Annotated in this window: 15 protein-coding genes; 10 read left to right on the top strand and 5 right to left on the bottom strand. The window is 54.1% G+C overall.

Annotated features, from left to right (window positions below):
* Nucleotides 1–93: 93 nt before the first annotated feature.
* A complete protein-coding gene (locus tag IB222_RS17980) occupies nucleotides 94–1,185 on the bottom strand; it encodes a LacI family DNA-binding transcriptional regulator (RefSeq protein WP_149384181.1) in 1,092 nt (363 codons plus the stop codon).
* A gap of 102 nt (nucleotides 1,186–1,287) precedes the next feature.
* Between IB222_RS17980 and IB222_RS17975 the strand changes: the two genes are divergently transcribed.
* Entirely contained in the window at nucleotides 1,288–1,950 is a 663-nt protein-coding gene (locus tag IB222_RS17975; protein ID WP_126319866.1) for a class I SAM-dependent methyltransferase, read from the top strand.
* Here the strand turns inward: IB222_RS17975 and IB222_RS17970 are convergent.
* Both IB222_RS17970 and IB222_RS17965 read right to left on the bottom strand, forming a co-directional pair.
* Nucleotides 1,947–2,897 carry a helix-turn-helix domain-containing protein gene (locus IB222_RS17970; protein ID WP_063941275.1) on the bottom strand — a complete coding sequence of 317 codons (951 nt, stop codon included), beginning with the start codon at nucleotides 2,895–2,897 and terminating at the stop codon, nucleotides 1,947–1,949. The two genes, IB222_RS17975 and IB222_RS17970, sit on opposite strands and share 4 nt — an antisense overlap.
* A gap of 18 nt (nucleotides 2,898–2,915) precedes the next feature.
* Nucleotides 2,916–3,692, bottom strand: coding sequence for an MBL fold metallo-hydrolase (locus IB222_RS17965; protein WP_149384035.1), 777 nt, complete (start codon nucleotides 3,690–3,692; stop codon nucleotides 2,916–2,918).
* Nucleotides 3,693–4,068: 376 nt separating this feature from the next.
* Here IB222_RS17965 and IB222_RS17960 point away from each other — a divergent pair, with 376 nt between their 5' ends.
* From IB222_RS17960 to IB222_RS17950, 3 genes are all read left to right on the top strand, one after another.
* A complete protein-coding gene (locus IB222_RS17960; RefSeq protein WP_003021350.1) occupies nucleotides 4,069–4,314 on the top strand; it encodes a YmjA family protein in 246 nt (81 codons plus the stop codon).
* Nucleotides 4,315–4,400: 86 nt separating this feature from the next.
* A complete protein-coding gene (locus tag IB222_RS17955; RefSeq protein ID WP_003830914.1) occupies nucleotides 4,401–4,877 on the top strand; it encodes a cold shock domain-containing protein in 477 nt (158 codons plus the stop codon).
* Nucleotides 4,878–5,116: 239 nt separating this feature from the next.
* Nucleotides 5,117–5,674 carry a hypothetical protein gene (locus tag IB222_RS17950; RefSeq protein WP_348925417.1) on the top strand — a complete coding sequence of 186 codons (558 nt, stop codon included), beginning with the start codon at nucleotides 5,117–5,119 and terminating at the stop codon, nucleotides 5,672–5,674.
* 191 nt (nucleotides 5,675–5,865) lie between these two features.
* On the opposite strand, the gene IB222_RS17945 is transcribed toward IB222_RS17950, so the two are convergent.
* Nucleotides 5,866–6,168, bottom strand: coding sequence for a putative quinol monooxygenase (locus tag IB222_RS17945; RefSeq protein ID WP_149384036.1), 303 nt, complete (start codon nucleotides 6,166–6,168; stop codon nucleotides 5,866–5,868).
* Between the two features lie 135 nt (nucleotides 6,169–6,303).
* Entirely contained in the window at nucleotides 6,304–7,116 is an 813-nt protein-coding gene (locus IB222_RS17940) for a DNA-binding transcriptional regulator (RefSeq protein ID WP_050542092.1), read from the bottom strand.
* Nucleotides 7,117–7,308: 192 nt separating this feature from the next.
* Here IB222_RS17940 and IB222_RS17935 point away from each other — a divergent pair, with 192 nt between their 5' ends.
* The 6 genes from IB222_RS17935 to mhpE are packed head-to-tail and all read left to right on the top strand — an operon-like array spanning nucleotide 7,309 to nucleotide 13,590.
* Nucleotides 7,309–8,973, top strand: a complete 1,665-nt coding sequence (locus tag IB222_RS17935) for a bifunctional 3-(3-hydroxy-phenyl)propionate/3-hydroxycinnamic acid hydroxylase (RefSeq protein ID WP_149384037.1) — start codon at nucleotides 7,309–7,311, stop codon at nucleotides 8,971–8,973.
* A 1-nt stretch (nucleotide 8,974) separates the two neighbouring features.
* On the top strand, nucleotides 8,975–9,919 hold the full coding sequence (mhpB, locus tag IB222_RS17930) for a 2,3-dihydroxyphenylpropionate/2,3-dihydroxicinnamic acid 1,2-dioxygenase (protein WP_063941281.1): 945 nt from the start codon (nucleotides 8,975–8,977) through the stop codon (nucleotides 9,917–9,919).
* 28 nt (nucleotides 9,920–9,947) lie between these two features.
* A complete protein-coding gene (gene mhpC, locus IB222_RS17925) occupies nucleotides 9,948–10,814 on the top strand; it encodes a 2-hydroxy-6-oxonona-2,4-dienedioate hydrolase (protein ID WP_149384038.1) in 867 nt (288 codons plus the stop codon).
* Nucleotides 10,815–10,823: 9 nt separating this feature from the next.
* The gene (gene mhpD / locus IB222_RS17920) at nucleotides 10,824–11,633 is read left to right on the top strand and encodes a 2-keto-4-pentenoate hydratase (RefSeq protein WP_149384039.1); all 810 of its coding nucleotides are present in this window, start codon (nucleotides 10,824–10,826) and stop codon (nucleotides 11,631–11,633) included.
* Nucleotides 11,630–12,580 (top strand): acetaldehyde dehydrogenase, encoded by a 951-nt coding sequence (mhpF, locus tag IB222_RS17915; protein WP_003830924.1) that lies wholly within the window; start codon nucleotides 11,630–11,632, stop codon nucleotides 12,578–12,580. Before mhpD ends, mhpF begins: the two co-directional genes overlap by 4 nt.
* A complete protein-coding gene (gene mhpE, locus IB222_RS17910) occupies nucleotides 12,577–13,590 on the top strand; it encodes a 4-hydroxy-2-oxovalerate aldolase (RefSeq protein ID WP_149281140.1) in 1,014 nt (337 codons plus the stop codon). The genes mhpF and mhpE overlap by 4 nt, the downstream gene beginning before the upstream one ends.
* Nucleotides 13,591–13,607 lie beyond the last annotated feature (17 nt).

Below are 13,607 nucleotides of genomic sequence, written 5' to 3'. Positions count from 1 at the left end.
GCTCACAATTTCAATCAAAATACGAACAAGCGCTCCTTTCTGTAAAGGATGGGGCGTTCAATAAGTGAACTGACTCACACAATTGTTATGCGTTCACAATTTGGGTGTGAGCTGAGAAACTTGCCGTGCCAGCTGGATCAGGGAATCCGCCAGCGCCTGGGGAGTGGTGGTTTGCGTATCGGGAGGCAGAACCGTTTTGCGCTTGACCAGGGTGACAGGCAGCAGTTGGTTACCCACGGTTGATTCGTCACGTGGGAGTTGCAGCAGCCTGTCGACGCTGGTTTCACCCAGTAACGGAAAATCCTGCCTGATGGTGGTCAACGGTGGGATGTAACAGGCGCTGTCTTCGGTGTCATCGTAGCCAATTACCGATATATCCACGGCGACCCGCAGACCGAACTCGCTGATTGCCCGCATCGCGCCCAGCGCCATTTGATCGTTAGCGACCAGCATGGCGGTAGGGAGGTTACCGTTATTCAGCATGTGCATCGTTTGCTGAAAACCAGACATCGCGCTCCAGTCGCCTTCCAGCTCCGCTACGGGTTGTAGCTGGTAATGTGCCAGATACTTGTGCCAGCCCGCATGCCGAAGCCTTGCAGAAACGGAGGTGTGCGGCCCGCTCAGCAGGGCGATCCGTTGATGTCCGTGCTGCACCAGATGTTCAACGCCAAGACGCGCGCCGTCGTCATGAGAGAAAATCACGCTGTTAATTGGCGTCAGGTCAGAGACATCGAGAAACAGCACCGGCACCGTACCGCAGGCAGCGGCCACGGCAATGGCATCTTCTTCATCCAGCGGATAGTTGATGATAAGCCCGGTTACGCGTTGAGAAAGCAGATTGTGGACCGCGGCTTTACAGGACTCAACGCCGCTGCGCTCGACCATGGCGATCACCACGCTGGCACCGGACTGGTCGGCGCGGGATTTTATGGCAGCAACGATTTGTGAGGGGGCATGCAGGGCAAGGTTTGCTGTCACAACGCCAATCAGTGGCGTCTGTTTGCCAGCCAACTGCTGTGCAACGCGGTTAGGAATGTAATTGAGTTCCGCCATCGCGGCCTCAACTTTCTGTCGGGTTTTTGCGGAAACGTGGCTGGCCTGGTTCACGACGCGAGAGACGGTCTGGTAAGAGACACCTGCATGGTCTGCTACATCGTATAGCGTTACCGGTTTCACGTTTATCACCCCTGTCATGACGTTATCTGTGCGCTATGATGCCACAGCGGGACGGTTTTGGGGTATTTGCGCATGGGTTCTGCGAGGCGCATTCCAGGGTTTGAGGATAGCGTGCTGAAGGATTTATCGCCGTTATACCTAACAGAAGAAAAAAGTGAGGATATTGTGAGCGATTCTGCGGCAAAAAATATTCTGTCCATCTACCGACGCCATGCGGATGCTTTTGCCAACCAGCGCTCGCGCACCTTGTTCGAGAAAAGCTGGCTCGATAAATTTATTTCCGTGATGGGCGGGCAGGGCAGCATTGTGGATATTGGCTGCGGCAACGGTCAGCCGATCGCCGGTTATTTTATCCAGCAAGGTTTTCAGCTTACCGGCGTTGATGGTTCCCCGGCGATGCTGGCGCGGGCCCGAAACACTTTTCCCGCACAGCGCTGGCTGGAACAGGATATGCGCGAGTTGACACTCAATGAGACTTTCGATGGTCTGATCGCCTGGGACAGCTTTTTCCATTTAACTCAGCAGGACCAGCAAAAGATGTTCCCGATTTTTGACCGCCTCAGCCATCCCGGCAGCGCGCTGATGTTTACCAGCGGTACGGACAACGGCATCGCGATGGGGCAATTTGAAGGTGAGCCGCTGTTCCACGCCAGCCTCGCGCCGGATGAATACCGCGCACTGCTGTCAGCATACGGTTTTGCGGTGGTCGAGATGGTGATGGAAGATCCACACTGCACCGGGCACACCATCTGGCTGGCGCAAAAAAGAGGCTAATCGCCGCGAAAGGTTTTACGCCATTCAGCCGGGCTAACGCCAAAGTGGGATTTAAAATGCTGGCGCCAGGTGACGGGCGACTGAAAACCAACCTGTTCTGCGATGCGTTCAACGGGTAACTGGCTGGACTCCAGCAACGTCTGGCTACGGCGCAGGCGCTCGGCAATCAACCATTCGGCCACGCTTGACCCTGTGGCCTTCATAAAATGACGGGTGAGGGTGCGACGGCTCATCATCACCCGTTGCGCCAGCTCGTCAAGATTATGCGGTTCATGGAGATGCTGGCGCAAATAGTCGAGCAGGACGTTGATGCGCTGATCTTTGGTATTTTTCGCCACCGGTTGCTCGATAAACTGTGCCTGGCCGCCCTCGCGATGTGGCGGCACAATCATCCGTCTGGCAATCTGATTCGCCACCGTGCTGCCAAAACGCTGGCGGATGACGTATAGGCAGCAATCCAGCGCAGCGGCGGTGCCTGCCGAGGTAATAATACCGTCGTCATCCACGTACAGCGCGTTGATATCCAGATGAGCTGCCGGAAAGCGGGCCTGAAAATCCTGCTCGAACTCCCAGTGCGTAGCCGCCCGTTTGCCATCCAGCAGACCGGCGTAGCCGAGGACAAACGCACCCAGGCATAATCCAACAATCTGCGCGCCGTTTTGTCGCGCACGATTGAGCGCATCAAGCAGGCTTTGTGGTGGCCGATGTGCTGTGGTGCCCCACCAGGGGATCACCACAATATCGGCGGCCTCCACCGCTTCATAGCCGTAGGCTGCGTTGATGGAGAAGCCATCCTGCGAGGAAACGATGCCCGGCTGTTCGGCGCACAGTTGCACCTCAAAACGCTTTTTCGCCGCCACTTTGTCACTGAAAATAATGCACGGCACCGAGAAGTGGAACGGGCTGAAATCTTCCACGGCAACAATGGCGACGTTAAGCGGTTGCATACGAGTCCTCTGTGGATTTTAAAACGTCAGGGTTTCGCCATCTTCCGGCACGTTAACAAATTGCGCAATCTGGTTGTCGCAGGTGTACTCTTTCAAGGCCGCGCGGGTCAGCAGACAGTGGTTAATCGCCTCCATGTGGGTCGCCACAATTTGTGCTTCGGGCAGCGTGAAGTGGGTTTTTAGCACATCTTCCGCGCCCATGATAATTGGGCCAAACCCGATAACGTGGGCAAAGCCTGCATTCACAATGACCACGTCTGGCTGGAAAGTCCGCATGTTGGTTTCCACCTCGTCGCGCCAGATGGTGTCCCCGACCAGATACAGCGTTTTTTCCGCCGGATGCTGGAAGATTACCCCGCAGGCATCACCCAGACGCTCTGCCATTTGCGGGATGGCGTAAGCGCGATCCGAACCGTGCTGGCCGCCTGTTTTACGCAGGGTAATATCACCGAGCGTGGTGTTTTGCGTCAGTACGGTCAGTTGCGTGAAACCTTGTTCCCGCAGTACCTGCGCATCGCGATCGTTTTGCACATAAATCGGTTTGTCTTTCGGCACGACACGAGCCGCGGCTTCATCCCAGTGGTCTTCATGCAGATGGGTCACGATCAGCGCATCAACGTTGAGCAGGGTGTCGATATCGACAGGCAGATCAACGGTCGGGTTGCGGATCTCGGCGCGTGCCGTACCGGCAAAGCCCGGATAAGTACCTTTTGCCGCCAGCATAGGGTCGATCAGAAAGGTTTTGCCACCAAAGGTGATGTGCTGCGTGGCGTTACGGATTTGCGTGATGTTCATGGTGTTTGCTCCACGTGTTGGGTCAGTGGTGTCATCGTAGAGTGTTGTCCAGAAGATGAATGTGGGCAAATGGGCGACTAGCGATGAGATTGGGCCAACTGCAGATGACAGATATCAATTATGTAATTAAAGTAATTTAATATTCCCTTTGTGGCTCGTTATTTAATTCGCAGCCATTATATCGAACTGAATAAGAATGCTGTTATTTAAATACGGAAAGATTTATTAAATACGAAGTGGCGCCAGAAAACATTATTGATATATGTAAATCATAGTGGCCAATAAAACAGATCGCGAACCATGAAATAAGAATGCTATCATTCACATCAGACGCGGCAGGCAACTGCTGGCACACGCATTTACCCCGGAGCAACTGATGAACAACGACATTCCGCTAAAATATTATGATATCGCCGACGAGTACGCGACCGAGGCCGCAAAGCCGGTGAGCGACACAGAACGTGACGCGCTGGCGCACTACTTCCAGCAGTTGATCACCCGTTTGATGAACAACGAAGAGATCAGCGAAGAAGCACAGCAGGAGATGGCAACCGTGGCAGGTGTCGACGCTCAGCGTATCGATGATATCGCGGAGTTCCTCAATCGTTGGGGTAACGAGTAGCCAAAGACATGGCCTGTGTTTTACACTGCGCGCAAATTGAGTAGGTATACTCTACGAGTAATAGGTTTAATCAGGCGGAAACAGCAATGAACGGAACAATCACAACGTGGTTTAAAGATAAAGGCTTTGGATTTATCAAAGATGAAAACGGCGACAACCGCTATTTTCATGTGATTAAGGTTGCTAATCCTGAGCTGATCAAGAAAGACGCGGCGGTGACTTTTGAACCCACCACCAACAACAAAGGCTTGTCTGCCTACGCGGTAAAAGTCATACCAGACAGCAAGTACATCTATATCGCAGGCGAGCGTCTGAAGCTCACCTCGATCAAGTCATTCCTGGTCTACAGCGAAGAAGTCCCTGTAGAGACCCGTATCGACAAAGAAAATGCTGTGCTGTCTGTCGGCGTGCTGATGAACAGCATCCGACCGAAATCAGATGTCAAGCCTGGTGAAATGCGCACGCTGAAAAAGCTGGCCATCACTACCTTCCAGGGCACGACGCTGATCTTCTCGGAAGATGAAATTGACATCGACGCGACGGTGAAACTGCTTAAAGTCTGAAACCCTTCAGACTGAATAAAAACCGGAACGCTGCTCTTTTCAGGAGCGGGTTTCGGTTTTTTTTTGATATGTGTAATTTACGTGATTCAGGTATGTAGTGATAAAATTAGTAGGTAGCAATCCGTTTCTGAATAGGTATATATTATCCGTATTAAATAAATATGATCGCCAACTATTTGCAGATTAGTAGCGCGGTTAACTAATAGTGATTCACCGGTATAACTAATGGGGTAATATAAGTGATTTTTAAAAAAATATGGAAAGCTATATCTTCTGAATATATACCATCGGCCATTTGCTTTTTTCTCCTTGCAAAAATGGATTATGAAATAATATCTATCTGGCCACAGAATGAATCGGTTGATGACAGAATTAAACTTTCTTTACTATTCATTCATTTGGTGATGATTTTAGTGATGTTTACTCCGCTAATTAATCGGTTTTTGTCACGAGTAGACAATGAGAAACTTGAAAAGTTTATAGCTCTTCCGCAGAAAGATAAAAACATCACATACATCGATTATTATGATTTTCTGAGCGGGCTTGCTTTATCAGCATTTTACTTATCTATCCTTATTTTTACAATGAAGAGTATTTACGAAGAAGCAGGATGGATAATTTCTGGTATTTATATATTTACAATGTTTGTGTCTTCTATTTCTATTGCTGCATTGTCATTGCTTAGATTTATCTGGTTATTTACAAAGTTTAATAATTATATATATTGGTTTATTGTTTTACTTGCGAGCAGTATGTGTATGGCAGTTATTGGTGTCGCGATGAAAATGGCCTCGTAAAAATGCGCTTAATATCTGGAACAGTGATGATTCCGTTTTGTAATCCGTGGGATGCATTGTTGCAAAGCTTAAAGCCTCTTTTGAAGAGGCTTTAAGCCCTCAGCGACCAGGGAAGTAAAAGACTGTCTTTCCTGGTGTTGAGCATTCTGCCAAAAACATAATTAACAGTATTCCAACTACTTTCTTCATTATCACGAGACTGCCGGATTTACCACGTCATCCATCAGTATGTAACGTGCTTCCTGGCGCGTGTATTGATCGATTAATGGTACAAGTCGCTGGAAATGCTCACTGGCACAATGTTCATCGAGAGCCGCGTGGTTTGGCCATTCTTCGATAAAAATAAAATGCCCCGGATCTTTTTCATCAATATAGAGGTCGTAAGAAATGCAGTGCGGTTCTTTCTTCGTTGCCGATATTAGCTCACGATACAACGGGAGAACGGTTTCAATATACTCAGGTTTGATGAAATCCTCAGCAATGACCTTTAACATGCAGCCTCCTGGCAGAAAACGAATGCACACTATGTAATGAAGATATTTTTTGGGCAAGAGGTCACAGAGTTTTATCGGCCGGTTAGTGAGTTATGCCAGCTATCAATCAGATAATCCGCATAACTGTGATCCATCTCACCTCCCGGCAACCAAAATCTCCTGCGACTCGACGCCGTCCTCTATTTGTTTCGCCACCTTTTGTAAGGCCGGAAGATGCTTTTCCGCAGCCTGTTCGATGGTCATGGCGCTGGCCATATACACCAGATTCAGGCAGCCGATCACCCGCTGTTCGCTGCGGATGGGGACGGCGATAGAAGCGATTTTCTCTTCCTGATCCCAACCGCGAAAGTTCTGGCCAAAACCGTCTTTTCGCGCGCGGGACAAAATGGCATTGAGCTTCAGCGGTTCGCGCGCAAGCTGAAACTCTTCTCCCGGTCGGGAGGCCAGCATTTCAATCAGTTCCTGCCGTTCATTCTCCGGACAAAATGCCAGCCAGGTTAGGCCGGATGCGGTTTTCAGCAGTGGCAAACGACGCCCTACCATCGCCCGGTGAAACGACAGGCGGCTGAAACGGTGGGTGGTTTCACGTACCACCATCGCGTCCACATCCAGCGTGGAAACGTCGGTCGGCCAGATGACCTCGCGCAGCAAATCCCCCAGCAGCGGGGCGGCGAGTGCAGAAATCCACTGCTCGTCACGAAACCCCTCGCTGAGCTGGCGGACTTTAATGGTTAAGCGAAAGCTGTCATCGGACAGGCTGCGCCGGACGTAACCCTCATCCTGCAGGGTTTCCAGCAGCCGTCTGACCGTGGTGCGATGCAGGCCGCTTAACTCAGCAAGTAAGCCAACACTGGCCCCACCATCGAGCCGGTTTAACATATTTAATAACATTAATCCGCGCGTTAATCCGCGTACGGTTTTGTACTCAGTGCTCTCGTCATTTTTCATATTCATTGACAAATCTACAGGTAAAACAACGTTGTGCACTTAGTGCACATCCTGGCATGTTTTGATTGTAGCGCAAAAACTCGCTTCTATACTGACCGCACAACAAAAAAATTATTCACATATTTTTAACAAAACGGATTGCGCCTCACCAGGGTCTGCAATTGCGTTTTGTCCGAGTCGTGAGGTTCTGAAATGACAACAAAAAAACCGGATATCCAACCCGCTGTGCAGCATACCGCGCAGGTAGCGATTGCCGGCGCTGGTCCGGTAGGGCTGATGATGGCCAACTATCTTGGCCAGATGGGCATTGAGGTGTTGGTAGTGGAGAAGCTCGACACGCTGATCGACTATCCCCGTGCCATCGGCATTGACGATGAGGCGCTGCGCACCATGCAGTCTGTGGGGTTGGTCGAGCGCGTTTTGCCGCACACCACGCCGTGGCACGCAATGCGTTTTCTCACCCCGAAAGGCCGCTGCTTTGCTGATATCCAGCCGATGACCGACGAATTTGGCTGGTCGCGCCGCAATGCGTTTATTCAGCCACAGGTGGACGCGGTGATGCTGGAAGGGTTGTCGCGTTTTCCCAACGTGCGCTGCCTGTTCTCCCGCGAACTGGAGGCCTTCAGCCAGCAAAACGGCGAAGTGACGCTAAATCTGAAAGCGCCGGACGATCAACGTGAAACGGTGAAGGCCCAGTGGCTGGTGGCCTGCGATGGCGGCGGCAGCAACGTCAGACGCTCGCTGAACGTGCCGTTTGAAGGTAAAACCGCGCCGAATCAGTGGATTGTAGTGGATATCGCCAACGATCCGCTCAGCACGCCGCATGTGTATCTGTGCTGCGATCCGGTGCGCCCGTACGTCTCCGCCGCTCTGCCGCATGCGGTGCGCCGTTTTGAATTTATGGTGATGCCGGGGGAAACCGAAGCGCAGCTTAGTGAACCGCAGAATATGCGTCAGCTGTTGAGCAAAGTGCTGCCGAACCCGGACAACGTCGAGCTGATCCGCCAGCGCGTGTATACCCATAACGCCCGTCTGGCCGAACGTTTTCGTATTGACCGCGTGCTGCTGGCGGGCGATGCGGCGCACATTATGCCGGTCTGGCAGGGTCAGGGATACAACAGCGGCATGCGCGATGCTTTCAACCTGGCATGGAAACTGGCGCTGGTGATTAACGGTAAAGCCGGCGATGCGCTATTGAATACCTACCAGCAGGAACGTCGCGACCACGCCAAAGCGATGATCGACCTCTCTGTGACCGCAGGCAACGTACTTGCACCGCCCAAACGCTGGCATGGTGCGGTGCGCGATGGGGTTTCCTGGCTGCTGAACTATATTCCGCCGGTCAAACGCTACTTCCTTGAAATGCGCTTTAAGCCGATGCCGCAGTACCACGCCGGGGCGCTGGTGCGTGAAGGCAACGCGAAAACTTCACCGGTCGGCAAGATGTTTATCCAGCCGAAGGTGACGTTGGAATCGGGCGAAGTGACGTTGCTCGACAACGTCATCGGACCGAATTTCGCGGTGATTGGCTGGGGCTGTAACCCGCTATGGGGCATGAGCGAGGCGCAGATCCAACAGTGGCAGGCGCTGGGGACGTGTTTTATCCAGGTCGTGCCGGAGACGCAGATACATACCGATCAGGATAACCACGATGGCGTTACCCGCATTGGCGATACGCAAAACCGCCTGCGCGCGTGGTTTGCCCAGCACAACGCCGCGCTGGTAGTCATGCGCCCGGACCGCTTCGTGGCCGCCATCGCCATTCCGCAAACCCTGGGCAGCACCCTGAATAAACTGGCGTCGGTGATGACGCTCACTCGCGCTACTGCCGACATTCCTGTTGAAAAGGTTGCCTGATATGCACGCTTATCTTCACTGTCTTTCCCATTCGCCGCTGGTGGGCTATGTCGACCCGGCACAGGCTGTGCTCGACGAGGTTAACGGCGTGATCGCCAGCGCTCGGGCACGTATTGCGGCGTTCGAACCTGAACTGGTCGTGCTGTTTGCCCCCGATCACTACAACGGATTTTTCTACGACGTGATGCCGCCGTTCTGTTTAGGCGTTGGCGCTACGGCGATCGGCGATTTTGGTAGTGCGGCGGGGGAATTGCCGGTTCCGACAGATCTGGCTGAAGCATGCGCCCACGCGGTAATGAAAAGCGGTATCGATCTCGCCGTGTCCTACAACATGCAGGTCGATCATGGCTTCGCGCAGCCGCTGGAGTTTTTGCTCGGCGGCCTGGATAAGGTGCCGGTGCTGCCAGTGTTTATTAACGGCGTCGCCGCGCCGCTGCCGGGCTTTCAGCGCACCCGCATGCTTGGTGAAGCGATTGGCCGTTTCGCCAGCTCGCTGAATAAGCGCGTGCTGTTTTTAGGCTCCGGTGGTCTGTCGCATCAGCCGCCGGTACCGGAACTGGCGAAGGCCGATGCCCATATGCGCGACCGCCTGCTCGGTAGCGGCAAACAGTTGCCTGAAAACGAGCGTGAGCTGCGCCAGCAGCGGGTGATCAGCGCCGCCGAGAAGTTTGTGGTCGATCAAAACACGCTGCACCCGCTTAACCCCGTCTGGGATAACCGTTTTATGACGCTGCTTGAGCAGGGGCGTTTGCAGGAGCTGGACGCGGTCAGTAACGAAGAGCTGTCCGCGATGGCGGGCAAATCAACGCACGAAGTTAAAACCTGGGTTGCCGCCTTTGCCGCCATTTCTGCCTTTGGCAACTGGCGCAGCGAAGGCCGTTATTACCGCCCGATCCCGGAGTGGATCGCCGGATTCGGCTCCCTGAGCGCCACTACACAGAACTAAAACAGAACTGAATATGCAGGAGAACATCATGACTTACCAACCGCAAACCGAAGCCGCAACCAGTCGTTTTCTGGAGGTGCAGGAAGCAGGCGAAACCCTACGCGTGCATTTTAATGACTGTGGGCAGGGCGATGAGACCGTCGTGCTGCTGCATGGCTCTGGTCCGGGTGCAACGGGCTGGGCAAACTTCAGCCGAAATATCGATCCGCTGGTACAGGCCGGATACCGGGTGATCCTGTTGGATTGTCCTGGCTGGGGCAAAAGCGATGGGATCGTTAACCGCGGTTCGCGATCCGATCTCAACGCTCGAATCCTGAAAAGCGTGGTCGATCAGTTGGATATTCAAACAGTCCACCTGCTGGGTAACTCGATGGGCGGTCACAGTGCCGTGGCGTTTACTTTGAGCTGGCCGGAGCGCGTGGGCAAACTGGTATTAATGGGCGGCGGAACGGGCGGCATGAGCCTGTTTACCCCGATGCCGACCGAAGGTATCAAGCGCCTGAATCAGCTGTATCGTGAGCCGACCATCGAGAATCTGAAGCTGATGATGGAGATCTTTGTCTTCGACACCAGCGACCTGACCGAGGCGCTGTTCGAAGCGCGCCTGAATAACATGCTGTCGCGTCGCGATCACCTGGAAAACTTTGTCCAGAGTCTGGAGGCCAACCCGAAACAGTTCCCGGATTTCAGCCCGCGTCTGGGTGAAATCAAAGCTCAGACTCTGATTGTCTGGGGACGCAATGACCGCTTTGTACCGATGGATGCCGGTCTGCGCCTGCTCTCCGGAATTGCCGGTTCTGAGCTGCATATCTACCGCGACTGCGGACACTGGGCGCAGTGGGAGCATGCGGATGCCTTTAACCAACTGGTGCTGAACTTCCTCGCACGCCCTTAAGGAACGGACATGACGAATCGTAATCTTGGGCAGCTAGCCGCCGATTTACGTCAGGCTGAAGAAAAAGGGGAAGCCATCGCCCCACTGTGTGAATTGATTGGTGTGGATAACGCCGAAGCGGCCTACGCCATTCAGCGCATCAACGTGCAGTACGACGTGGCGCGCGGGCGTCGCGTGGTCGGGCGCAAAGTGGGGCTGACGCACCCGAAAGTGCAGCAGCAGCTGGGTGTCGATCAACCGGACTTCGGTACGCTGTTTGCTGATATGTGTTATGGCGATAACGAAACCATCCCGTTTTCCCGTGTGCTGCAACCGCGTATTGAAGCCGAAATTGCGCTGGTGCTGAACCGCGATCTGCCCAATACCGACACCACTTTTGACGAGCTTTACAACGCCATAGAGTGGGTACTTCCCGCGCTGGAAGTGGTCGGCAGCCGTATCCGCGACTGGTCGATCAAATTTGTTGATACCGTGGCGGATAACGCCTCCTGTGGCGTGTATGTGGTCGGCGGTCCGGCCCAGCGTCCGGCAGGATTAGATCTGAAAAACTGCGCGATGAAAATGACGCGCAACAACGAAGAGGTCTCCAGCGGGCGCGGCAGCGAATGCCTGGGACATCCGATCAACGCCGCCGTCTGGCTGGCGCGCAAAATGGCCAGCCTCGGCGAGCCGCTGCGTGCCGGAGACATTATTCTCACCGGAGCGTTAGGCCCGATGGTGGCGGTGAATGCGGGCGATTGTTTTGAAGCCCATATCGACGGTATTGGTTCAGTCGCCGCCACCTTTTCAGCGGCGGATACAAAAGGAAGTCAGTCATGAGTAAGCGTAAAGTCGCCATTATCGGCTCCGGCAACATCGGTACCGATTTGATGATAAAAATTCTGCGTCACGGCGTGCATCTGGAAATGGCGGTGATGGTCGGTATCGATCCAGAATCTGATGGCCTGGCGCGTGCCCGACGCATGGGCGTTGCCACCACCCATGAAGGGGTGACAGGGCTTATCGCCATGCCGGAATTCGCCGATATCGACATCGTGTTTGACGCCACCAGCGCAGGCGCGCATGTGAAGAACGATGCCGCGCTACGTGCCGTTAAACCAGGCATCCGCCTGATCGATCTGACGCCCGCGGCAATCGGTCCTTACTGCGTGCCGGTGGTGAATCTGGCAGCCAACGTTGATCAGCAGAACGTCAATATGGTGACCTGCGGCGGACAGGCAACCATCCCAATGGTGGCGGCAGTTTCTCGCGTGGCAAAAGTCCATTACGCCGAGATTATCGCCTCGATCGCCAGTAAATCGGCGGGGCCGGGTACCCGCGCCAATATCGACGAGTTTACCGAAACTACCTCGAAGGCGATTGAAGTGGTCGGCGGCGCGGCAAAAGGCAAAGCCATTATTGTCCTTAACCCGGCCGAGCCGCCGCTGATGATGCGTGACACGGTGTATGTGCTGAGCGAAGCGGCCTCTGAGGTTGAAGTTGAAGCGTCGATTAATGAGATGGCGGCGGCGGTGCAGGCGTACGTGCCGGGTTATCGCCTGAAACAGCGTGTCCAATTTGAAGTCATCCCAGAAGATAAACCGGTGAATCTGCCGGGTATCGGCCAGTTCTCTGGGCTGAAAACCGCGGTGTATTTGGAAGTGGAAGGCGCGGCGCACTATTTACCAGCCTACGCGGGCAACCTCGACATTATGACCTCCAGCGCGCTGGCGACCGCTGAGAAGATGGCACAGTCCCTCGCTCGTCAGGCAGGAGAAGCAGCATGAACGGTAAAAAACTCTATATCTCTGACGTGACCCTGCGCGACGGTATGCACGCTATTCGTCATCAATATTCGCTGGAGAATGTACGCCAGATAGCCAAAGCGCTGGACGACGCACGGGTTGATTCTATTGAAGTGGCCCACGGCGACGGTTTACAAGGTTCCAGCTTTAACTACGGCTTTGGTGCGCACAGCGACCTGGAGTGGATTGAAGCGGCGGCGGACGTGGTGAAGCATGCCAAAATTGCCACGCTGTTGCTGCCGGGTATCGGCACTATTCATGACCTGAAAAATGCATATCAGGCCGGCGCACGGGTAGTGCGCGTGGCGACCCACTGCACTGAAGCAGACGTGTCGGCCCAGCATATTCAGTATGCGCGTGAGCTTGGCATGGATACCGTCGGTTTTCTGATGATGAGTCATATGACCACACCGGAGAACCTGGCGCAGCAGGCGAAGCTGATGGAGAACTACGGCGCGACCTGTATTTATGTGGTCGATTCCGGCGGCGCAATGAACATGAGCGATATTCGCGCCCGCTTCCGCGCACTGAAAGCGGTGCTGAAGCCGGAGACGGAAACCGGAATGCATGCGCATCACAACCTGAGTCTTGGCGTGGCGAACTCCATTGCCGCGGTAGAAGAGGGGTGTGACCGTATCGACGCTAGCCTGGCCGGGATGGGCGCAGGCGCGGGCAACGCGCCATTGGAAGTGTTTATCGCCGCTGCGGAAAAACTCGGCTGGCAGCATGGAACCGATCTCTACGCACTGATGGACGCCGCCGACGATTTAGTGCGTCCACTACAAGACCGCCCGGTGCGGGTGGATCGTGAAACGCTGGCGCTGGGCTATGCCGGGGTGTACTCCAGCTTCCTGCGTCATTGCGAAGTGGCGGCAGCACGCTATGGCCTGAGCGCAGTAGATATTCTGGTGGAACTGGGCAAACGTCGGATGGTGGGCGGCCAGGAAGATATGATCGTCGACGTGGCGCTGGACCTGCGCAACCGCAAATAAAAAATGATTACGCGGCT

Origin of the sequence: Citrobacter sp. C13, assembly GCF_014596815.2 — a bacterium.
Classification (GTDB): Bacteria; Pseudomonadota; Gammaproteobacteria; order Enterobacterales; family Enterobacteriaceae; genus Citrobacter; species Citrobacter portucalensis.
The sequence above is the reverse complement of the archived record's forward strand: the minus strand, read 5'-3'. Positions and strand labels throughout refer to the sequence as shown.

Bases quoted from the DNA above. Each gene is read 5' to 3' on its own strand.
- mhpB (WP_063941281.1), top strand. From the start codon at position 8,975: ATGCACGCTTATCTTCACTGTCTTTCCCATTCGCCGCTGGTGGGCTAT.
- IB222_RS17945 (WP_149384036.1), bottom strand. From the start codon at position 6,168: ATGTTAAAGGTCATTGCTGAGGATTTCATCAAACCTGAGTATATTGAA.
- mhpE (WP_149281140.1), top strand. From the start codon at position 12,577: ATGAACGGTAAAAAACTCTATATCTCTGACGTGACCCTGCGCGACGGT.
- IB222_RS17960 (WP_003021350.1), top strand. From the start codon at position 4,069: ATGAACAACGACATTCCGCTAAAATATTATGATATCGCCGACGAGTAC.
- mhpC (WP_149384038.1), top strand. From the start codon at position 9,948: ATGACTTACCAACCGCAAACCGAAGCCGCAACCAGTCGTTTTCTGGAG.
- IB222_RS17940 (WP_050542092.1), bottom strand. From the start codon at position 7,116: ATGAAAAATGACGAGAGCACTGAGTACAAAACCGTACGCGGATTAACG.
- mhpF (WP_003830924.1), top strand. From the start codon at position 11,630: ATGAGTAAGCGTAAAGTCGCCATTATCGGCTCCGGCAACATCGGTACC.
- mhpD (WP_149384039.1), top strand. From the start codon at position 10,824: ATGACGAATCGTAATCTTGGGCAGCTAGCCGCCGATTTACGTCAGGCT.
- IB222_RS17970 (WP_063941275.1), bottom strand. From the start codon at position 2,897: ATGCAACCGCTTAACGTCGCCATTGTTGCCGTGGAAGATTTCAGCCCG.
- IB222_RS17935 (WP_149384037.1), top strand. From the start codon at position 7,309: ATGACAACAAAAAAACCGGATATCCAACCCGCTGTGCAGCATACCGCG.
- IB222_RS17965 (WP_149384035.1), bottom strand. From the start codon at position 3,692: ATGAACATCACGCAAATCCGTAACGCCACGCAGCACATCACCTTTGGT.
- IB222_RS17955 (WP_003830914.1), top strand. From the start codon at position 4,401: ATGAACGGAACAATCACAACGTGGTTTAAAGATAAAGGCTTTGGATTT.